This window comes from Noviherbaspirillum sp. (genome assembly GCF_036846085.1).
GTDB lineage: Bacteria > Pseudomonadota > Gammaproteobacteria > Burkholderiales > Burkholderiaceae_D > Noviherbaspirillum.
The window spans coordinates 59799-82335 of sequence record NZ_DAIUCO010000001.1 but is presented as its reverse complement, the minus strand read 5'-3'; the positions used below and the strand labels follow the sequence as shown (position 1 = coordinate 82335).

Here is a 22537-nt window from a genome sequence, read left to right as displayed (position 1 = left end):
GGCTGTCGTCCTCCACCATTGCCTGCAGCACCGTACGCAGGTAGCCGCAGTAGCGTTCGATCGTGGCTTGTTGGAACAATGCAGTCGCATATTCAAGGCCGCCCGAGATCTTGTCGCCCACCTCGCCCAGGTAAAGGGACAGGTCATGTTTTGCTGTACCGGAGTGCCCGTCGAGCCGGGAAAACTTCAGGCCCGGCACATGCAATGTACCTTCGTCATTGTTCTGCCAGGTGAACGACACCTGGAACAGCGGGCTGTGCGCGGTGCTGCGCGGCGGGTTGACGATTTCGACCACCTGCTCGAATGGCAGCTCCTGGTTCTCGTGAGCCGCAAGCGCCTGCGCTTTGACCCGCGCCAACAGCTCGGCCACGTTCGGATTGCCAGATAAGTCGATGCGGAGCGCCAGTACGTTGACGAAGAAGCCGATCAAACCCGCAAGTTCCTTGCGCCTGCGATTGGCGGTCGGTGTTCCGATAACCAGGTCTTCCTGGCCGGACAAGCACGACAAAATGGCAGCCCAACCTGCCAACACCGTCATGAACAGCGTGGTGCCATGACGCTGGGACAGGGCCTTCAAGCCGCTTGTAAGTGCTGGGTCGAGAAACAGCTCGACATAGCCTCCCGTAAAATTCTGTTGCGCAGGGCGCGGCGAATCGAACGGCAGATCGATGACTGCCGGCGCGCCGGTCAAGGTCTGCCGCCAATACTTCATCTGGGACTGCCATGCGTCGTCCTGCAGGCGTCCTCGTTGCCAAACCGCGTAATCCGCGTACTGCAGCGGCAAGTCGGGCAACGTCTGTGTAATTCCCGCCAAGCGGGCACGGTACAACGCAGTCAGCTCATCGGTCGCTACCCCCAAGGACCAGCCGTCCGACACAATGTGATGCATTGTGATCAGTAATACATGCTCATTCCGGCCCAGCTTGAGCAAGCGGCCGCGCACCAGCGGTCCCTTCGCCAGGTCGAACGCGACGCGCGCTTCCGTTGTCACCGCCTCGCGCACAGCTTTATCAAGCTCATCGCAAGCCTGCAGGTCTTCTTCTTGCAAGGCAAGCTCTGCGCTGCCCGTTGTAATGACCTGCACGGGTTCGTCGTTAACCAGCGCAAAGGTCGTTCGCAACGATTCGTGCCGTGCGACGAGCGCTGCGAAAGCCTGTTGCAAGGCGAGCCGATCCAATATCCCTTCGATCCGCAAGCCAATCGAAATATGGTAGGGCGCGCTTTCCATCTGCATGCGCGTAACAAACCAGAGCCGCTGCTGCGCAAACGACAGCGGTAACGGCTTGCCGCGTTCGATCACCGGGATGGCGGTCTGGCGCTTTAGCTTGGCGGCACGTGCCAGGCGCACCAGTCGGTCGCGGTCATCCTGCGGCAAATCGTCGAATGGGGAAGCGCTCATGTCAGCGTCGTTATCGTGGATGGCTTAGAGCCGGATTCGAGTTGTTCAACGGCCAGATCTCCCGGTGCCAAGTCGTCAAGCAGCAGGTTCACGATCCGGTCGGAAAGCGCGGAAAGCGTCGGCCTGGAAAATAGATCCTGGATTGAAAGTTCTACTCCCATATCGTGGGCGACACGGGCGATCAACTTTGTGCCAAGGAGTGAATGCCCGCCGAGGGCAAAGAAATCGTCGCCGCGCCCTACACGCGGCACCTTCAGCAGCCCTTCCCAAATGGCGGCCAGATCTGTCTCGATCTCTCCCACCGGCGCTTCGTACGGCCGCGGCGCATGGAAAGGCATGTCTTCTTCCAGTAAACGGGCTCGGTCCAGCTTTCCGTTCACCGTCAAAGGTAAAGCATCGAGGATGTGGAACGCGGCGGGCACCATGTATTCGGGTAGTCTCGAGCCCAGGTACGCGCGCAGCTGGTCCGGTAGCGCCGCCAACTTCTTGGCAAGCAAGGGATCATTCGCATGAGACAGGCGGTCGCTGAACTCCTGCGTCGGTGCATACTGCCGCCAGTCGATAGCAGGCAAGGCGCCGTTCTTTGATACCACAGCGTGATAGGCGCCGGATCTGTCTGCCGGATACCAGCTTAGCTCGATCAGATAATCGTGCTGGTGACAGAATGCGACCAGTTCAGCGCAAGATGTGCCGTGGTCTTGGCTACTGCCGCCGAATACGGCCGGCTCGATGGTTTCCAAATCCTGCGTCTGCTCAAGCATCTGCGCGACCGGCCCGACGCGTGGATTGAAAATCGACCTGAGACCGATCACCTCGTGCGGCGATTCGACAATGCAGCGTCCGATCACGTCCATGTTCCAACCGGCACCGCCGCAATCTACCCAGTGCGATATCGGCGCTGATACCGGCACTTCTTTCGCCGGCACGCCGACGGTCAGCACGACATCGTACCGGTAGGCCGACATTTCGTTCTGATACACGCTTTCCTTAGGAAGGATGGTCACGGCTGTAATTCCGGGAAGCTTCTCGCGCAAGGCCATGAACCAGGCCGGATCGAGCAACAGCTCGGGGTCGTGACGAGCCTTTTGCCGGATCCTCGTCGTCAATTGAGGCAAGCGCAGCCCGGATTCGGATTGCGCAAGGTGCACAGACAAGTGGAATGCTTCGAGCAGTCCATGGTGGCGCACGTCCCCTACGAATATCCTGCCTCCAGGAACAGTTGCGTCAACCGCCCCGGCGAGCACCTCGAACAGGTACTCGCTGTTCGGGAAATACTGAACGACCGAGTTGAGGATCACCGTGTCGTAGCGCTCTTGCGGCAAGTGAGAGAAATCAGCTGCCTGCCCATGCACAAGCACGGTACGCTCACGGAGCTCCGGATTCGACAGAATATGTCGCGAAAGCTGGTCGACCGTCTTGCGAGAAAGGTCGGTCCCGACATAGCGTTCGCATTCCGGCGCGACGTTGAACAGAATCATGCCTGTGCCGCAACCAATTTCAAGTACGCGGCGCGGCTTCAGGCCGCGCACGCGTTTCAAGGTCCCCGCCAGCCATTCCTGCATTTCCACGTCCGGAATCGGCCGGTGGGTGTAGCTGCTGCGCCAGCCGACAAAGTTGAAACCCGGCTTCGCCTGCTCGAACGACATGTCGTCGTAGGTCTGATCATAGAGACGCGACCATTCGGCAACGTGTTCATGCGCCAGTTGCAGAGCGTCCTCTTGCGTAAGATCGTCCTGCGTAGTCAGGTAGGCGATCAGGCGCTTGTCGTCCAGCCCGTTCTCCCTTGCAAGCACGGCGGCATCACGTACGGCGGGGTGCTCAGCCAGGCGTGCCTCGATCTCGCCCAATTCGATACGGAAGCCGCGCACCTTAACCTGCATGTCGTTACGCCCGACGTATTCGAGTTCTCCACTCGGCAGGCGCCTCGCGAGATCGCCGGTTCTGTACATGCGTGTCCCGGGCCGCGAGGCAAAAGAATCAGGCAGAAAGCGCTCTGCCGTCAGTACCGGCTGATCCAGATAGCCGCGGGCGACGCCGGCGCCGGCAACATACATTTCTCCTGTCACGCCAGGGGGAACCGGGGCGCCGTGCGGGTCGAGGATATAGACAGACAGATCGGGAAGCGGATGTCCGATCGGGCTGGCGCCGGCACGGCTCACATCTGCCGGAGTCAACGCGCGGTACGTGACATGAACCGTCGTTTCCGTAATGCCGTACATGTTAACGAGCTGCGTGTCCCGGTTGCGGGTCTGTTCATACCAGGGATTCAGCATTGCCGGCTCCAACGCTTCCCCGCCGAAGACGACGGTGCGCAGGTGGTGCGTCTGAGCGCTCCGGCGTTGCGCCTCTACAAGCTGGCGGAACGAGCTGGGTGTCTGGTTCAGAACAGTGACGCCTTCGTCACAGAGCAGTTGATAGAACTGCGGCGGCGATCGGGACGTGTCGTGCGAAACAATGACCAGGCGCCCGCCATGGGCCAGAGCGCCCCACATCTCCCAAACAGAAAAATCGAACGCATATGAATGGAACAGGGTCCATACGTCTGATGACGAAAAATTGAACCAGGAACGAGTCGAAGAGAACAGGCGCGTCAAGTTGCCATGTTCGACCAGTACGCCCTTTGGGCGACCGGTGGACCCGGAAGTATAGATCACATACGCTGAGTGTTCGGAGCACGGTCCGTCCCCGCCGCTTGGATTCACGACAGGCTCCTGCTCCCATGCACGATCATCTCCCTGCAGATCGATTACCGGTACTGCGGTGCGCTGTAGAACACCGCGCGCCGCGCCGCGCACTTGCGCATGTGTGAGAACGATCACCGGTTTGCTGTCGGCCAGCATGTATTCAAGACGTTCTGCCGGATAAGCCGGGTCGAGTGGGACATAGGCGCCTCCTGCTTTGTGCACGGCCAGAATGGCGGTCACCATCTCTGTTCCACGTTCCAGGCAAAGCGCAACGTGCGCATCGGGACACACGCCATGCCGGCGCAGGTAGTGCGCCAGGCGGTTGGCGTGCGCATTCAGCTCGCCGTAGGTCATCGAAGCGGAACCATGCACCAGAGCTACCGCATCCGGCGATTCATCCGCCACACACTCGAACCACTCATGCATACATGCCGGCCCGTCCAGCGCGAGGTCCGCAGCTTGTGTGATCTGGCCGAGGCCAAGCATCTGGCGTGCTTCGGTCGAATCCATCAGCTGAATGCGGCTGACGAGGGCGTTGTCGTTCTCCACCATGGCGCGCAAGATGTTTTGGAAGTAACGCAGGTAACGCACAATTGTTGCGTGATCGAACAATGCGGTTGCGTACTCGATTCCGCCGGCAATGCCATCGCCCTTCTCAGCCAGGTAAAGCGAAAGGTCGAACTTGGTGGTCAGACGGGGCGTGGGTATAACCTCCACTTGCAAGTCCTGAAACCTGACGGCGCTTTCTTCGTTATTCTGCCAGGTGAAGGTTGCTTGAAAAATCGGATGGTGCTCCAGACGCCTCGCAGGCGCGAGCGCCTCAACCAAGTGCTCGAATGGCAAGGCTTGGTGTGTCTGTGCTTCTAGCGCACGGTGACGGACACGTGCCAGCAGTTCGGCGATATCCGGATCGCCTGACAGGTTCAGGCGCAGCGCCAATGCATTAACAAAAAATCCGACCAATGGCTCGGCTTCGGCCCGAGCGCGGTTCGCCACCGGCGCCCCGATCACGAGGTCGTTCGTATCGGCCAGGCGTGCAAGCAGGATTGCCCATCCGGCCAGCAAAGTCATAAACATGGTCGCGCCATGGCGCTGGCTCAGCGCACGCAAGTCCTGCACGAGTTGCGGCTCAAGGTGCGTTTCGATGAAGGCCCCTGAATAATCCTGTTCCGCAGGCCGTGACCGGTCAAGCGGCAGTTCCAGCCTGGGAGGAGCGTCTGCAAGCGCGTTCAACCAGTAATCCGCATGCGCGGCCAGTGCCTGCGTTGTGCTCCAGCGACGTTGCCACACGGCGTAATCGGCGTACTGAAACGCCAGCGGCGGCAAAGGATCAGGATCTCCGCGCAGATAGGCGTCGTACAGTGCGCTCAATTCTCGCGTCAGGACACCCACGGACCAGCCATCCGAAACAATATGATGCATCGTACATAACATGACGTGGGCGTGCTCTGCGGTTCGAATCAGCCGGCCCCGCACCAGCGGACCGTGCTGCAGGTCGAATGGCGTAGCTATCTCTGCTTGCATCAATGCCTGAAGTCGTTCGTCGGCGTCATGGTCGTCCCGCAGGTCCACGCGTTCAAGCGCGAATGCACGCGCTTCGCGACTGATGCGCTGCACCGGCTGCCCATCGTCAAGGACGAAGACGGTTCGCAAGGCTTCATGGCGTTCGACCAAACTGTCGAGCGCGCGCTGCAGGCATCCGTCATTCAGGATGCCCCTGAGCACCAGCGCAAAGCCCATGTTGTAGGCGCGGCTGACATGCTCCATCTGCCCGAGGAACCAGAGACGCTGCTGCGCAAACGACAGGGGCAGATCCTCGGTTCTCGCGACTGCGATGACGGGCGGCAGTTGGCTGCGTGCAGCGGTTCGGATTAGGGCCGCCATATCCTTCAGCACGGGGTGTGCAAACACCTCGGCGACAGGTAGTTCGACACCTAATTCCGTGCGCAAGCGCGAAACCAGGCGTACCGCAAGCAGCGACTGACCGCCGGCTTCGAAGAAGTGATCGAGCCTGCTGACACGATCGAGCCCGAGCAACTCGCTCCATATGCTGGCGAACACGGTTTCTACATTGTCACTCGGCGCCACGTAGGCGCTTCGGGCCACCGCATCTGCACCAGCCGCCGGCAGTGCCTTACGGTCAAGCTTCCCATTCGGTGTAAGTGGCATTTCCGCAAGCTGGACATAGGCCGCTGGCACCATGTAATCGGGAAGCAGCCTGACCAGCCTGGCGCGCAAGCCGGCAACATCGACCTGTGTCTCGGCTACGGGTATGTAGTAGGCGACCAGGCGCTTGTCTTCACCTTCGCCCTGTAGCGACACCACAGCCTCACGCACCCCGGGGTGACGAGCGATGCATGCCTCGATTTCGCCCGGTTCCACCCGAAAGCCGTGCAGCTTGACCTGGAAATCGGTGCGCCCAAGGAATTCCAGGCTGCCATCGGCCAGATAGCGGGCAAGATCGCCAGTGCGGTACAGACACGATCCATCATCGGCGAAGCGGTCGGCGATGAAACGTTCTGCGTTCAGTTCCGGCCGGTTCAAATAGCCGCGCGCCACGCCGGCACCCCCGATGTATATCTCCCCGATGGCCCCGATCGGAACAACGCGCTGCCGTTCGTCAAGCAGATAGACACGGGTGTTTGCCAGAGGACGGCCGATCGGCATATGGGGGCCGACACCGTGCTTTGCGGCACGCGCGATGGCAGCACACGTGGACCAGATGGTCGTCTCGGTCGGACCGTACACATTCCAGAGGCGGCCAACAAGCGCGGCCAGCTCGCACGCGAGATCGCGCCCCAGCGCTTCCCCTCCGCACAGCGCCTTCATATGCTCCGCGCCTTGCCAGTTCGCTGCCAGCAGCATCCGCCAGGTCGCAGGTGTCGCCTGCATCAGGGAAATTCCGTGCTGCTCCAGCAGGTCCGCCAGGGCTGTGGGATCAGCACTGTCCGTCCGGCTGCACAGTACCACGCGCGCACCGTAGATCAGCGGCAGATAAAGCTCGAGGGCAGCAATATCAAATGCAATCGTCGTCAGCGCCAGCACGCGCTCCTGCCTATGCATGTCGACAAGATTTCCGAGCGACTGCAGCAGGTTGACGACGCCTCGATGTGCGACCATGACGCCCTTGGGAAGTCCGGTTGAGCCGGACGTATAGATAACGTATGCAAGACTGGATACAGACTGCCCCGCCACTGGTTCCAAGTCGTGCTCGGGTTCCTGGGACCAATCGCCCGCCTGCTCATCGAGGCGAATAAGCGCCGGGCAGGAAGCACCTACCATGGCAAGCAATCCGGCTTCCAGCGTAGATTGAAGCAGCACGAGCTGCGCACCGCTGTCCCGCACTGCATGCGCAAGCCTTTCTGCCGGATGGGTAGGGTCGAGCGGAACATAGGCCCCACCGGCCTTGAGCACTGCAAGCAAGGCAATGACCAGATCCGGCCCGCGCTCCAGGCAGATTGCCACTGGCGTATCCACGCAAACGCTACGCCGGCGCAGATGCCGTGCGAGCCGGTTTGCGCGTGCGTTGAGCGCGCGGTAGCTCAGTTGCACATCGTCATAAATCAGCGCAATGCCGTCCGGATGGCTCTCTGCCTGCATTTCGAACAGCTGATGGATGCACTTGTCATCCGCGAACGGTGCCTGCGTCGCATTCCATTCAACGACCTGCTGGTGCCACTCTTCGCTGCCGACCAAGGAATGCTCGGTTACTGGGGTCTGCTCATCTTCAAGCATGGCGCACAGTATGCCGGGCAGGTACTGTGCCTGCCGCTCGATCGAGGAGCGATCGAACAGCGCGGTCGCATACTCGAAACGCGCGAGCAGCCTCGTTTTCTCTTCAACGATCCGCAGGGTCAGATCGAACTTGGCAATGTTGCAGGGTGTGTAGACAGCACTGACCGTCACGCCGGGAAAATCGATCGAGCCCGTCGAGTCTGTCTGCCAGTTCAACATCACCTGGAACAACGGGCTGTGAGACATGCTGCGAGCCGGCTTTATGGCATCCACCATGTACTCGAACGGCAGGTCCTGGTGTTCGTGCGCGGCTATCACAGCAGCCTTGACGCGGCGCACAAGGTCCGCAGCACCCGGCGCCCCGTCGAGATCGATACGCAGGGGCAACGTATTGGCCAAGAAACCGATCAGCGTTTCCAGTTCCGGACGTCCGCGACCCGCAACCGGCGAACCCACGACCAGGTTGTCTTGCCCGGAGAGACGTGAAAGCACCACTGACCATCCGGCCAGGATGCCCATGAACAGCGTTGCACCTTGGCGGGCACAAAATTGCCGAAGCCGCGCCGTCAATTCTGCATCGATGACGAATTCGACGAAGGCGCCGTCGTGATCCTGCGCTGGAGGCCTGGGGCGATCGAAAGGAAGGTTCAGTACCGTCGGAGCGTCTTCCAACTGCGTTCGCCAGAAATCGACTTGCTTGCGCATTCGGCCCTGGTCGAGCCGTGCGCGTTGCCAAGAAGCAAAGTCGGAATACTGAACGGCCGGCTCCTGCAGTGCTCCTGCCCGCCCCTCGAGCCGTGCGCGATAAATCGTAATCAGCTCGGCCGCCAGCACTCGCATCGACCAGCCGTCCGTGATCATGTGATGCATGCAGATCTGCAGCAGATGATCTTGCGCATTCAGCTTGATCAGGTCTGCGCGCAGCAGCGGTCCTGAAGCAAGTTCAAAGGGGTGGAGCACCAGGGCTCCCGCTAATTCGAGCGCAGTGCTCCATTGTTCGGCGGCTGCAACGTGGCTCAAGTCATGGCGACGCAGATGAAGCTTAAGCTCTTCCGCCACTTCAAGGCTGGGTTGTCCATCGAGGCAACCGAAAGTGGCTCGCAGCACTTCATGCCGGCGCACGATGTCATTCAACGCGCATTCGAGTTGATCGGCATGGATGGCCCCTTGCAGGCGCACACAAAACTCTTCGTTGTATGCGGCGCTCGAAGGCTGTAACTGTTGCAGGAACCAGAGGCGCTGCTGGCCGTACGAAAGCATACGCTGCTCCGGCGCTGCAACCTGGCCAGGCGCTCCCCATTCGCCGCCCTGCTGCTCCAAAAAAATCAGGAGCTCGGCCTTGTATGCACGGAGGGCATCCAGGGTCGACTTGTCCGGTTCGCCACGGTTGAACGTGACGACCAGTTCGTCTCCATCGCGCCGTAGGTGGACCGAAGCGTCGGCGAGGTGCTCCAAAAAGACTTCGAATGTCATACGCGAACGGTCACGGCACCGGGCTTTAGCGACCGCCGGCCAATTGGGGCTGCCCCCTCTTCCTGCCGTTGCACAGACGCGAGTAAGTCAAGGTGCTCGGCGAGCTCCTCTAGACTGGCGTGCTCGAACAAATCCCGGATCGGCAGCGTCACGTTGAACGTCTGCTGTATGCTGTTGTTAAGCCTCACGGCCAGTAGCGAATCCCCGCCGATTTCAAAGAAACGGTCCTGCGCGCCGACTGTATCCAGTTGCAAAACTTTTGAGTAGATTTCGGCCAGCTTTATCTCGGTCTCCGTGCGTGGCGCGACGTAACGGCGGTTCGCCGCGACGAGGCAAGGCCGGGGCAACGCGCTGCGGTCGATTTTTCCGCTGGAGGTGAGCGGCAAGTGATTCAAGTAAGTCAGGCTTGATGGAATCATGTAGTCGGGCAGGAAGCGCTTAAGGTGCTTACGCATGACGCCAGTGCTGGGGGGCGTTTTCTCCACGAGCTGCCGCAACTCGTTCAAATACGGCAATGCCTGCAGCGCCTGGTCCGCGTCCATCCAGTCCATGAGGCAAGCAATCTCGTCGACGCCGGCATCTCGCAGTTGTGCCACCACCTCCAAACATGTTTGTGGCGTGCCGATCAGGGACGCAGTGCGGGAATAGCGTTCGAACGCGTAGTTCACGATGGTATCGACGTTCTTTTCGGCAAGGCTGTCCGTCGCAATCCCCATCCCCTTGGCGAATGCTTCCAGCAAGCCAAGGTGCGAGCGCATGTAGCGGGTGAACGGCCGCTGCGCCTTGCGCAAGGTTTCATCGAAATCGCCCCCGAGGTAGGTGTGCACCATCAAGGTAACGCGGCCGCGATTTGGATCATGTCCGTGGTCGGCAAGTGCCTGTCTGTAGACCTTGATGTTGGCGGCAACCTCTTCGATGGTCTGGCCCAGAAGATGGGTCAGAAGGTTGGCTCCGAGCGCACCGGCCTGCATGAAGGTGGCGGGATTGCCTGACGACGTCAACCACAACGGAAGTTCCGACTGCACAGGCTTGGGATAAATTCTTACCTCCGACATGCTTCCCATCCCGTTCGGGATTTCCACCGGATTGCCGCGCCAAAGCGACCGCAGCGCGTCGATGCCGGTGGCCATGACGTCCTTCCGGCGCATGTAGTTGTCCGGTGCAAGCACGAAATCGCGAGGCACCCAGCCCGACGCGATCGAGACGCCAACGCGGCCGCCCGACAGGTTGTCGACCACCGACCATTCTTCGGCGACCCGAATCGGGTCTTGCAGGGGTAGGACGACGCTGCCGGAGCGCAGCTGGATCCGGCTGGTGACTGTCGCCAATGCCGCGCTCAAAATTGCCGGATTCGGGTAAAGTCCGCCGACCTCGTGGAAATGACGCTCCGGAGTCCAGACTGCATGAAAGCCGTTCTGATCGGCGAACCGCGCAGAATCGATATAGAGTCGGTACTTGTCATCCTGTTCGTATGTCTCTGCGCCAAAGTAGAACAGACTGAATGCCATGCCGTCACCTTCCGGCGAGTCACCATTCCGTTGCCCCGCCTGCGGTACCACATATGCTGCGAGACGATATTCGTCCTCGACGCCGCGATCGGCGACTACTACACATTCCTTTACATCCGGATGGCTCGCAATGGCTTTCTCCACTTCGCCAAGTTCGATGCGGAATCCGCGAATTTTGATCTGAAAGTCGTTACGTCCCAGGAACTCTATGCTGCCATCCGGCCGGAAGCGCGCTAGGTCGCCGGTCCGATACATACGTGTCGCCCTGTCACGGAAGGGATCGATCATGAAGCGTTCTGCCGTACGCTCCTCCTGATTCAGATATCCAAGCCCGACCCCCAAGCCTGAGATGTACAGTTCCCCAGGCACGCCCACTGGCAGGCGCTGCCCCCACTTGTCGAGTATGTAGATGCATGTGTTGGCAATCGGCCAGCCAATGATTGAGCCCTCGCCAAGCGCTTGTGTCGTCTGCGCGTCGAACTCGAATGCGGTCGAATCGCCGTTCGCTTCCGACGAACCATAGAAGTTGAACAACCGTGCACGCGGATGGGCGCTCCGGAATGCGCGCACGAGATCCGGCGCAAGGCGTTCCCCGCTGCACACGACGGTGCGCACGGTGTCCAACGCATCTGCCGGGATGGCTGTGAAGTGCTTGAGGAAAGAAGGGACGACGACCAGGTTCGATACTGCGAACTGACTGACACGTTTCGCAAACGCATCCGGATCGCGGACGCTGTCGTGATTGAAGACGACGAGGCTTCCGCCTGCCGTGATCGTTTCCAATGTTTCTGTTACGGAATCGACGAAACCAATACTGGTCTTGAAGGCCGTTATAAGTGGCGTTCCGGCTACCTTTCTGTGAAACCAGGCCAGCCGGTTGCGCAGGCCTGCAACGGTGTTGGCCACTCCTTTCGGTTTACCGGTCGATCCGGAGGTATAGATGATGTAGGCGATGCACTCGTCCGGTGGCGGCAGATTTGCAAGCTCAAGGTTCGCGGCGGATAGATGCTCCCAGAGCGCGGCGTCCCGATGCACATCGACGAGCGTGCAGCCAGAAGCTTCCCCGGCGCATGACTGTTGCACTGCTGTGTAGGCCGGGTCGGTTTTCTTTCCATGGACAAGAACCGCCAACGGAGCACTATCCTGGAGAATGAAACCGATCCGCTCCGCCGGATAGCTGGCATCGAGTGGAACATAAGTCGCTCCCACCTTCAGGACCGCCAGCAGGCCAATCAGCAGTTCATTGCTTCTGGGTATGCAAACGGCCACAGGCGAATTCGCCCCAACTCCGAGCGCCACCAAGTGGCGGGCAAGACGATTGGCCCGCTCATTCAGTTCGCGATAAGTGAGACGCCCTTCGTCGCTTATTACCGCAATCGCATTCCCGTTGACCGCAACTTCTGCCTCGAACATCTGGTGCACTTGGTCCGGAGCGCTGAAATTTACCCGCGTGTCATTCCACGTGTCGAGTTGCGCTACCTCTTCTCGCGTGAGTAATGGAAGGCGATTCAGGGAGCATGCTTCCTCCTTGAGAATCGCCTCAATAAGGACATTGATCCGTTTGTGAGTCTCAACAATCGAGGCTGCGTCAAAGTATTGCGTGTTGAAGACGAAGTCCAATCGAATATTTTCGCTTCGATTGAATTCTCTTACGAACAGCGTCAGGGGTGTCTGTTGATACCTGTTCAGCATTGCCACAGAATGGCCACGGGCCGACCCGAAAGCGATCGCGTGATCGTGGGATTCGTAGGAAAGGCAGATATCAAATAACTGCCGCCGTTCCGCATGCCGCAACCCGACGGCACGATTGATTTCGCTTATTGGAAACCGCTGATACCGATAGTCTTGTTTCAGAATACCGGAGAGTCGCGCCAGCGCTTGGTCGAATGTCATTTCCGGTGAAAGGGCAACGCGCATTGGACAGATGCTTGCGAACAGACCGAAAGTGTCCTTGAACGCCGCATTCGAACGATTAAGAACCGGGATCCCGATCGTGATGTCTTCCTTTTGAGATATACGTGCCGCATAGACATACAGAAGCGCAAGAATGATCTGGAAGGTCGTGGCCCGCCGGGCTTCTGCATACAATGTCAGCCTGTCATAGATTTCCCGCGCAAGCGTGAATGTTAGGCAGTCACTCGCCTGCCTGTCAGTTCCTTCGCCATAGTGCTTTCGCGGCGCAAACAGAGGTTCCGGCACTTCTTCGAATTTTGCCAACCAATACGCGCGCTGGCGCCTGTAGGCATCACTGGCGCGGTAACCATGGTCATGCTGAATGTAGGTGACATACTGGGGTGCCGAAAGGCTCGGTATTTCCCCTGCTTCCATTGCCGAATAAATCGATGCCATGGAACGTCCCAGCAAGGCGATGCCCCAGCCGTCCGTCGCCAAGTGGTGAAAATGCATGGACCAGTAAAACCGGCTTTCTGAAAGTTTAATCAGATCACAGCGAAAAAGTAGCTGACGATACAGCGTGAATGGCGTGTCGAGGCGTGCCTGAATCCACTGAACGGCAGCTGCATGCGGATCGGTCTCGTATGAAAAGTCATGAATGGGCACGTCCAGACGAAAAGCCGGCAAAATGACCTGCTCAGGCTCACCTTCGGCATTTCCGGGCTCAATTAGGACCAGCCGAAGGTTGTCATGCTTGTGAAAAACCAGATTGAATGCCTCGGTAAATCGGCCATAGTCAATGGCCCCTTCGATGTGCACATAGCCGCCAATGTTGTACATCGGGATATCGCCATGCATAACCTGATCGAACCAAATTTCGCGCTGAACGGTTGCAAGGTCATGGCGCTCCCCACGTGCGATGAGCTCTGACATCATCGAATCTGCAATCACTAGCGCGCCTCCTTCGACCGAGTTCGTTAAATCTCAATGATGCTGCAGTCCTGCTATCACCCAACCGTTGCCGGTTTGACGCCGGCGCTTACCGCTGCTTACGTTTCCTGTCCGCACAATCAAGACGCGATTTCACGTCATGTTCCTCCTAACCAGGCTGCAGAGGCCGCGCACTTTCCGGTTGGCAATTTGTTAACGCGTTTATGCGTTACATTGAAAACTCGCCCTTGCAAGCGAGCTAATGGCTGGGTAGCTGTAATTGCAGATTGCGTGCCACCCCAAGAAAGAATATAAGTCGCTGAAAACAATACGAAATAACAAATGGAGAAATTAAGGGCTTGTCAAAAGCGGATGGAATTCCAGACAGAGCGTCGATTGGTTCCGAAAAATGTAACGGCTTTACTCGACCGGCTCCAGAATGTCGACCTGATAACTGGTGTGCCGCTTACAAAGCCGTGCAAAGCTAACAGTTTTCGGTTACGCTTTTGATAAAAAAAGTGGCTGTATTCCGGTCGGTTCGCATCGTCGGCTGACAAAACTCGACCACTTCACTTGGAGACATTCATGTTTTTGGAATCGACAGAATTCCCTGCGATCGTGCGCTTGCAGGATCAGTGGCAAGCCGTCCGCGATGAATTGCTCAACTTGAGCAGCACCTATTTTATCGATTGGCCTGAGCGTGATATATACCAAGGCAAATGGACCGTTTTTGGCCTGTATAAGTTTGGGGAACGGGTTGACGAGCACTGCGCGCTTTGCCCCCAAACCACCGCGCTGGTCGAGGCGATTCCCGGTCTTGTGACTGCAGGCTTTTCTTCGCTTGCACCCAGTACACACATCACACCGCATGTTGGCTACACAAATCAAGTGTTGCGCTGCCATCTGGGACTCATAACACCTGCCGATTGCGGGATCAAAGTGGCCGATGAGGTCAGGTCTTGGTACCCCGGTTCCTGCTTTGTATTCGACGACACCTATCTGCACGAGGCTTGGAACAAAAGTGCGACGACGCGCGTCGTACTGTTGCTGGATTTCAAGCGCGACGTTCAAAGCAACGTAACGTTTCCTGAAGCTGTAACCTCCTACTGACTGTTTGGCGCGAGAAGGTCATTTTCATCCTTCCTCCAAGCCTACCGTACCTGATGACCGGCCGCCAGCGGTGCAGCAGCAGGGTCCGGCGTGAAACTGTTGGCCCGACAGTTGGTCGGGCTTTGACATCGATGAATCGATCACGTTAATCGCCACCAGCATAGCGAAAGCAAGTCGAAAGGAGATTAATTGTCAAACCCAAAAGTGATTCTTGTCGAAGACGATGAAGCCCTTCGTAAAGCAATATCACAAACCCTAGAACTCGGCGGGTTCCAGGTGCTTCAGTTTGCAAGGGCAGAGGATGCTAGTGGCGCCATTGACCGGCGCTTCGATGGCGTCATTCTGACTGATGTCAGGCTGCCCGGCCGGTCCGGCTTGGATCTGCTGCACGATGTGATGGCGGTCGACTCTGACATTCCCGTCATTCTTGTCACTGCCCACGGAGATATTGGCATGGCGGTCGATGCAATGCGAGGCGGAGCTTATGACTTCATTGCCAAGCCTTTCGTTCCGGAATGTCTTGTGGTAGCCGTCAAACGCGCATCGGAAAAACGATCGCTGATTGTCGAGAACCGACAACTTCAAACCTTAACGCGCGATCGATTTGCCGAGCCGCCCATGATCGGCGAATCCAAAGAGCTCAATCGGGTACGCAATCAGGTCGCCAATCTTGGACCCACGGCCGTCGACATCTTGATAGACGGCGAGACCGGAACAGGCAAGGAAGTAATAGCGAGGCAGCTTCATGCGGTTAGCGGACGTAAAGGGCCATTTGTCGCAATCAATTGTGGTGCATTACCTGAGTCCATCTTTGAAAGCGAAATGTTCGGTCACGAAGCCGGGGCGTATACCGGAGCGCAAAAGCGACGTATCGGAAAATTCGAGTACGCTAATGGTGGAACCATATTCCTTGACGAAATTGAGAGCATGCCGCTTCAGTTGCAGGTCAAGCTGCTTCGCGTACTGCAGGAACGGCGACTAGAGCGCATCGGCGGAAATCAACTGATCCCCATAGACTGCCGCATAGTGGCAGCGACGAAGGCAGATCTATTCAAGTTAAGTGAGGAAGGCAGATTCCGTACGGACCTTTTCTACCGAATTGGAGTGGTCACAATCCAATTGCCTCGCCTCGCAGACCGCCGTGAAGACATCCCGCTCTTGCTGTCCCATTTCGTGATGGAGGCTTCGCGCCGGTTTGGCCGTCCGGTTCCAGTGTGGAGCGACCAGGAAATGAGCGAATGGAAGCGCCATGAGTGGCCTGGTAACGTGAGGGAGTTGCGCAATTTTTCTGAGCGCCTCGTGCTCGGCATGGGACAGCAACCTCACTGGATTGCTCCGGAGGCAGCCAACCAAGCGACTAACGGCTTAGCCAATCCCGAAAATCCTCTCGTCGATAGTTCTTTGCATGAGCGGGTCGGCGCTTATGAAAAAATCATTATTTCAGAGGCGCTTCGCAGAAGTAAGGCTAGTGTGGCCGATGCAGCAGAGATGCTTCACATCTCCAAGAAAACGCTATACGACAAAATGAAACGTCTTGGAATTCCGATCAAATCGTAGTCCAGGAATGTCTAGTAGCGTGACGGCAGGACAGAATATGATTTTTTACTCCTGCCTTGTCGAACAATACGGCTTTAAGCATTCAGACATTGCGCTTGCAGTGGATGATGTTGAGCCTACTGTACGTGACCTTACTGGCCAAGCAATGCGCATTGATCCCACACTTGTCGACGAAGCAGGACTTCGGTAAGTGTATTCGAGTCGGGAAGCGAACCCCACGCTTTGCTTTGAATTTATAAAACGTAGCTGTGAAGACGGCTTCCTACAAGAATACGTGAAGAGACTATTTTTTGAGTTGGAATAAATAGCATATTCATTCGCGTCGGCTCCGCGCTGGAAACATTGCTGTGAGCATTGAGACCGAAGAATGTCGATCGAGGATGGTTTGGCGAACGCGCGGCGTGTATTAAGAAATGTCATCTGATTAAAGCCATTTGACGAGGGAACCAATAAGTAAAATTTGCGCTAGCAATAAAAAACCCGTGGGCCATCCGATCATATATAGACCGTTTTGGTCGTTGTGTAATAACACCGTGGACCTAGGCAAACGATGCGATTAGTTCAAGCAGACCTTCTTAAGGCGGCGATGGGCCGCGCTTTCAACGAGTTCAACCTTCCGCAACCGCATATCACGGCCGTATGTGAGGCGTTGATATCGATGGCGCTAGATGGCAACAATACGCACGGTGTAAAGCTATTCACCACATATCTCGAAGAATTGCGTGTAGGTAGCAGTAATCCAAACCCACTTATGGTGGTAACGTCCACATTGCCGGCAGTAGCGGTGCTAGACGCAGACCACGCACTCGGTGTAGTTGCGGCATCTCATGCGTTGAATATTGCAATTGAACGCTCGAAAATATATGGAATCGCCGCCGTTGCGGTGCAAAACTCTAATCATTTCGGCGCGGCCAGCTACTATGCAAAGCGAGCAGCACAAGAAAATTTCATTGGTCTTGTCTCTAGCAATTCAGAGTCGAGGATATCGCCAATAAATGGCGGTATTTCCCCTCATCGAGCAACTCCGCTTGCTATCGCAGTTCCCAGTACCGACGAGTCATTTTGCATTGATATGGCAACCAGTCCGTTGACGTATTCAATGATGATGCAATTTCTTGATCGAAAATTAGAGTGGCAAGCGGCTGGAACAGAGGACGTAAACAGTCATGACGTGCAGTCATCCAACGAAGTCATGGCCTTAGAAGAGCTTCAGGAATACAAAGAACAAGGGCTCGGAATGATTGTGCAAATTCTTTGTACGTTATTAAGTAATATGCCGTTTAACGATCAGTTCGTACGCCTTGACACCGCTTACGATAAGCGGCAGCGGGGCGTAGGTTATTTTCTTATTTGCGTCAATATAGATGGATTTACCTCTGGAGAAAGGTTCTGTTTTAGGACTTCCCAGTTGTTAAATCATTTCAGGAATAACTTAACTGAAGACAGCAATTCTCTTTTCGCCCTGGTGGATGGGGAACGCAGGATACGACGTGAACGGGTTCTAAATGGCATACCCTTAGATGACAATGAATGGGCAGCAATTGGGCCGTATCTTTAACTAATGCGGGTTTAAGGCAGCTTGTGCTTCCTCTAGTTTCACAGTCACTTCACTAAGCACATTGGAGTACTTCCGGTACGGCAGACAAAGGCTAGCCCTACATTGAGACGCGCTCTGACGCCACAGGGGCAGATGCGGCCCAGATGGCTATGACGCCTATTCCAATTGTAGAAGACTTCGATGCAATCAAGGATATCGGTACGAGCCAGATCGCGGGTTTTGTAAATACGCTTGCGGATCCGCTCTTTTTTCAGGCTACTGAAGAAGGACTCGGCCACAGTGTCAAAACAATGCTCCGACTCTCAACAGTTACCGCGCCGATTCATGCTGAGTTCCAGGTTGTTGGCCGGACAGCCATTAACAAAGCGTCACAGGCGCGTATGCGTGAACCTTACGAAAGAGGGAACAAAGACAACGGAAGGCTATAAATGACGATACACGGCGCGGGAAGCTCGGCGCCGGATACCGAAACACGGCTAAAAGCTGCACATGTTGCGGGCGAAATTCTGCCTTTTCGCACAAGCCCAATCGGGAATCAGCGGAAAACTTTGTACGTCTTCCTGTAAAAATACTGGGCTGCTTTAAGGCAATGCGCTTGCATGAAGCCTGCACACTGTCATGAGTAACGACTGACCAAATAAACAAGCAGACGACAGCATGAGATCTAAAAAACGCATCGTTCTTTTCCTGCTTGCCCTATGCTGTGCGGCGGCAGTGGTGGTGACTGCCTATCTGATTGGAGAAAGCAAGGCGCGCAGCGGAATCCAGGCCAGCAGTGAGCGCCAGTTGCATATCATCGCGCTCAATCTGGAGTCGGTCCTGGAAAAATTCGAGACCCTTCCGTTCGTTGTGGCGTTTCAGCCCGAAGTCACGCAGGCACTGGCCCGTTCCGAAGACCGGGCAGTCATTGAGCGCCTCAACCTGATTCTGCAATCCATCCAGCGGCAGGCGAAAGTCAGCGCCATTTACCTGATGGACCGTAACGGGAATACGCTGGCTTCTAGCAACTGGAATGAGCCTCTCTCTTTCGTTGGGCGCAATTTCAGCTTCCGCCCTTATTTCCAGGATGCGCTGAAAGGCGATGCCGGCCGGTTCTACGGGATCGGTAATGCAACTGGGGAGCCGGGCTATTTCATTGCGCAGCCGGTATACCCAGATGCCACGGCGCGTGGTGCAGGACATCCGGCAGGCGTGATCGCGGTAAAAATCAGTCTGTCCGAATTTGAGGAAACCTGGCGAAGCAGCGAAGACCCGATTGCACTCGCCGATCGCAGCGGTGTGGTTTTTCTGAGCAATCGACCAGACTGGAAATACCAGAGCACCGTGGCGCTCGACGCCATCGCGCAGCGCGATCTGGCAGGCACGCAGCAATATGCCGGCCGCGAGATCACGCCGATTGGAACGTTGACCGCCTCGGCCCAAAAAGGATTCGGCGAATCGGTTTCGCAGCCGATCGGCCGGCTTGGCTGGCAATTGATGCAGTTCCCGTCGCACGCGCGGGTCGAGCGCATCGCAAACCTCAGCGCACTGGCGGCCGCACTGGTACTGGCGATCGCCGCCATCTCGTTATGGGCGTTTTACCAGCGCCGGAGACGGCTGGAGGAGCAACTTGCGTCAAGCAGGGCGTTGCGGCAGGCGGCGGAAGAACTGGACCGCCGGATCGCGCAGACCACGCATGCGCTGACCAAAGCGAACCAAAGCCTGGAGACGAAATACGCAAAACTGAAGGAAACCGAACATCTGCTGCGATCTACCCAGAATGAACTGGTGCAGGCCGGCAAACTGGCGATGCTTGGCCAGATGGCGGCCGGCATGACCCATGAACTGAATCAGCCGCTGGCGGCGATCCGTGCGTTCGCCGACAATGCGGTGACTTTCCTTGATCGCGGGCAGATTACACCGGCAAGCGAAAACCTGACGCATATCAGCGCGGCCAGCGCCCGTATGGGCGCCATCATCGGACAGCTGAAAGGGTTTGCCCGCAAGAGTCATGAAACGGTGTCGTCCGTGGATCTAGCGCAATCGATCCATGCGTCCGTCGCCCTGCTGGAAAGCGAATTCCACCGCCAGGACGTGGCGCTCGACATGGATGTTTCCGAACAGGTAAGAGTGACCGGCGATGCGGTGCGGATCGAGCAGGTGCTGATCAACCTGCTGCGCAACGCGATCGATGCGGTGGAAGGGGCGGCGACGAGACAGGTTTCGATTCGCCTGCAGCGACGCAAGGACGAGGTGGTCATCGCGATCCGGGATTCCGGCGCCGGCATTCCGGAGCAGGTCGCCGCGCATTTGTTCGAACCGTTTTTTACCACCAAACCCTCCGGCAAGGGATTGGGATTGGGTCTGGCGATATCATCGTCGATCGTGCAAGCCATGAACGGGCAACTCATCGCGCGCAATCTGCCCGACGGCGGCGCGGAGTTCCTGGTCAGGCTGCCATTGCAGGCAATCGGACCGCAACCGGCAAAAGGATCGGCAGAAGGAGATCACCTTGTCAGTATGTGAAGTACTACTCATTGAAGATGAAAAGACGGTGCGGATAGCCCCCACGCAGACCCTGCAGCTTGGCGGCTTTGCCGTGCATGCCTGCGACAGCGCCGAGCAGGTGCAAAAATGGCTGGAGCCGGGCTTCCCCGGCGTGGTAGTGACCGATGTCCACCTGGCGGGAAGATCCGGACTCGATGTGCTTGTCCATTTCCGCATTGGCCAGCATCGACCGCAGGAGCGGCACCTTGCTTTCAGTGCGCAATGCATGCTGGCGGACATGCCCCCATCGATCGCCCGAAATACCGGGCTCGCATCACGATGGGCAGCACTCCGTTGGGGCGTAGCGGGCAAGGTAGCGCGACACTCTGTCGGCGGTGGCAGGCAGGAAGTCACTCCGAAATGACGGATCGCCGGTTGGTAGCTTTGCCGCGGGTTCATCGCATCAGGAACGGTCGGTCGCAAACAAGGAATTGCGAGACCGGCCTTTGAAACTACCTATGACCGGCTCGCTGAAGTGCGTCAGGGCACAATCGTGGAAAACAAGCGGTTAAGCCACGTGCGGCAAATGGCGCAGTTCATGCAGGAGCAACGAGACAGCCGGCGCGGCCGATCGGCGCCTGCGAAAACGAACCAAGGTCTGGCGCCGGTTGCGCTCAAGGGGGCAGCGGACAGGAAGGTGCGGCGCAAGCTGGATGCGATCGATCTGGCGCATGCCATCGTGCGCGCTACGGCAAATCGTACACGCTGATTGCGTAGCCGCCCGACTGGACCTTGCGACGCAGTGCCAATATAAAAGCCAATTTGGTTATGCGTTGGAGGGCTCCTACGGGTTCAACCGCCGATTCTCCGGACCAGCATTCCGCTGTCGCGGCTTCAGTTTTTTTAAACCCCGATAACCCAAACCGGGACTTCAAAGGCCGGACATTTGAACGCAGCCTTGACAGTCGTTGGTTCTCATCCCCGAGCAATGAGATACCTCGCATTATATTAATGTACACTTCAAAAGCTATACTTAGCGCTACCATTTCTTTAAAGAGAAGAGCAATGTCCGCAGGTGATTGGAAAGAATTGTATGAAGCTGCACTCGCGGGCGACTTTGCCCTCGTGCGATACCATATCAGCGCAGGCGTCAATCCCAACTATCAACACCCGGAGATCATGTGCACGCCGCTGGTCGCCACTCTCATAAATGGTCACGTCGACATTGCACATTATCTGCTGGAGCATGGCGCCGATCCACATCTCCGATCTGAGTTCGACGGCCTCACACCGTTACAAGCCGCTCGGATGCATGGCCACATGAATATAGTCACCCTGTTGCAACAACACGGCGCGACGGAATCTCGAGAGCCTTTCTGGTGGCGTTGGCTGCCGATTTAATCCATGTGTTGCGCAATAATGTGCCGCTGCCTCCCATTTTCATGCAATGAAATCAGAAATTGAAGTAGAACGTCTGCGTCTTATCGCTGCATTGAAAAACCGTTTCGCTGCACGCCATCCCTGGGCACACCAGTTCCGTAAATGGCCTATCGTAAGATTCTTCTATCTCCGCGCACGCACCAGGTACATGGCCGAGCATGGCATCGTTGAGAAAGAGAACAGAAGTAAAAATTCATAGGCATCGCTGGCCAATTCAACGTTTACTGAAGATGACGCATGCATAGCGACCAATCGCATACCGTGGAACTCTCTCAATCTCGTAAGCCAATACCAGCTTAAGCTGGCATGGCATTATTTGAGCCAGCCTTACGCAGCATTCGGCAATTGTGCTGTCTGGTTCAGAAACTTTAAGGAAAATACTAGATTTCTAGCCGACACGATGATTGAAAACCTTTTGTCGGTGGTTCGATTCCGCCCCGGGCCACCAAGGATATCCCTTACAGAACGCCAACCCATGCGGGTTGGCGTTTTTGTTTTGTGGACTTACAGTCCTCGCGTCCGGACTATTTCCGGTTCCGGTCGAACCCACAACATCTACACCCTACCGACCAAATCGTCCAATCGACCGCATTTGCAGGGACGGCCGTACTTAGCCTTCTTCTCTATAACGGCGGGTTTGCACATAGACATTTCTAGAAGCTATTCTTAAATGAAACTTTGTACAGAAACAAGCGATAGACATTCGGTTCTGGATTGCATAAAGTGAAACCATTATCATAATTTCATTGCGGCGTGCCCTCTCGCCTCCCGCTTGGCCGCCATC

Annotated in this window: 11 protein-coding genes and 1 pseudogene; 8 read left to right on the top strand and 4 right to left on the bottom strand. The window is 56.9% G+C overall.

Annotated features, from left to right (window positions below):
- The 3 genes from V7080_RS00305 to V7080_RS00295 form a co-directional block, all read right to left on the bottom strand.
- The coding region (locus tag V7080_RS00305) for a condensation domain-containing protein (RefSeq protein WP_334186391.1) at positions 1-1399 on the bottom strand (1399 nt) is incomplete at its 3' end.
- A complete protein-coding gene (locus tag V7080_RS00300) occupies positions 1396-9291 on the bottom strand; it encodes an amino acid adenylation domain-containing protein (protein ID WP_334186390.1) in 7896 nt (2631 codons plus the stop codon). The genes V7080_RS00305 and V7080_RS00300, both read right to left, overlap by 4 nt.
- Positions 9288-13643 carry an LLM class flavin-dependent oxidoreductase gene (locus tag V7080_RS00295; protein ID WP_334186389.1) on the bottom strand — a complete coding sequence of 1452 codons (4356 nt, stop codon included), beginning with the start codon at positions 13641-13643 and terminating at the stop codon, positions 9288-9290. The genes V7080_RS00300 and V7080_RS00295 overlap by 4 nt, the downstream gene beginning before the upstream one ends.
- Positions 13644-14207: 564 nt before the next feature.
- Here V7080_RS00295 and V7080_RS00290 point away from each other — a divergent pair.
- From V7080_RS00290 to V7080_RS00280, 3 genes are all read left to right on the top strand, one after another.
- A complete protein-coding gene (locus V7080_RS00290) occupies positions 14208-14732 on the top strand; it encodes an aspartyl/asparaginyl beta-hydroxylase domain-containing protein (RefSeq protein ID WP_334186388.1) in 525 nt (174 codons plus the stop codon).
- A gap of 189 nt (positions 14733-14921) precedes the next feature.
- Positions 14922-16289: a sigma-54-dependent transcriptional regulator gene (locus V7080_RS00285; RefSeq protein WP_334186387.1), complete on the top strand. Its 1368-nt coding sequence runs from the start codon at positions 14922-14924 to the stop codon at positions 16287-16289.
- Between the two features lie 550 nt (positions 16290-16839).
- Positions 16840-17847: an Ldh family oxidoreductase gene (locus tag V7080_RS00280; RefSeq protein WP_334186386.1), complete on the top strand. Its 1008-nt coding sequence runs from the start codon at positions 16840-16842 to the stop codon at positions 17845-17847.
- A gap of 44 nt (positions 17848-17891) precedes the next feature.
- Here V7080_RS00280 and V7080_RS00275 read toward each other — a convergent pair.
- A pseudogene (locus tag V7080_RS00275) lies at positions 17892-18200 on the bottom strand (IS3 family transposase); the annotation flags it as partial.
- Positions 18201-18504: 304 nt separating this feature from the next.
- On the opposite strand from V7080_RS00275, the gene V7080_RS00270 reads away from it, so the two are divergent.
- From V7080_RS00270 to V7080_RS00250, 5 genes are all read left to right on the top strand, one after another.
- A complete protein-coding gene (locus tag V7080_RS00270) occupies positions 18505-20352 on the top strand; it encodes a sensor histidine kinase (protein WP_334186385.1) in 1848 nt (615 codons plus the stop codon).
- Positions 20339-20737: a response regulator gene (locus tag V7080_RS00265; RefSeq protein WP_334186384.1), complete on the top strand. Its 399-nt coding sequence runs from the start codon at positions 20339-20341 to the stop codon at positions 20735-20737. Before V7080_RS00270 ends, V7080_RS00265 begins: the two co-directional genes overlap by 14 nt.
- A 111-nt stretch (positions 20738-20848) precedes the next feature.
- Positions 20849-21082, top strand: coding sequence for a hypothetical protein (locus tag V7080_RS00260; RefSeq protein ID WP_334186383.1), 234 nt, complete (start codon positions 20849-20851; stop codon positions 21080-21082).
- Between the two features lie 296 nt (positions 21083-21378).
- Positions 21379-21714: an ankyrin repeat domain-containing protein gene (locus tag V7080_RS00255; protein ID WP_334186382.1), complete on the top strand. Its 336-nt coding sequence runs from the start codon at positions 21379-21381 to the stop codon at positions 21712-21714.
- A 46-nt stretch (positions 21715-21760) separates the two neighbouring features.
- Positions 21761-21952 (top strand): hypothetical protein, encoded by a 192-nt coding sequence (locus tag V7080_RS00250; protein ID WP_334186381.1) that lies wholly within the window; start codon positions 21761-21763, stop codon positions 21950-21952.
- The last annotated feature ends 585 nt before the right edge of the window (positions 21953-22537 follow it).

Coding starts and splice junctions, on each gene's coding strand:
- V7080_RS00290 (WP_334186388.1), top strand. CDS start 14,208: ATGTTTTTGGAATCGACAGAATTCCCTGCGATCGTGCGCTTGCAGGAT.
- V7080_RS00255 (WP_334186382.1), top strand. CDS start 21,379: ATGTCCGCAGGTGATTGGAAAGAATTGTATGAAGCTGCACTCGCGGGC.
- V7080_RS00300 (WP_334186390.1), bottom strand. CDS start 9,291: ATGACATTCGAAGTCTTTTTGGAGCACCTCGCCGACGCTTCGGTCCAC.
- V7080_RS00270 (WP_334186385.1), top strand. CDS start 18,505: ATGAGATCTAAAAAACGCATCGTTCTTTTCCTGCTTGCCCTATGCTGT.
- V7080_RS00250 (WP_334186381.1), top strand. CDS start 21,761: ATGAAATCAGAAATTGAAGTAGAACGTCTGCGTCTTATCGCTGCATTG.
- V7080_RS00280 (WP_334186386.1), top strand. CDS start 16,840: ATGCGATTAGTTCAAGCAGACCTTCTTAAGGCGGCGATGGGCCGCGCT.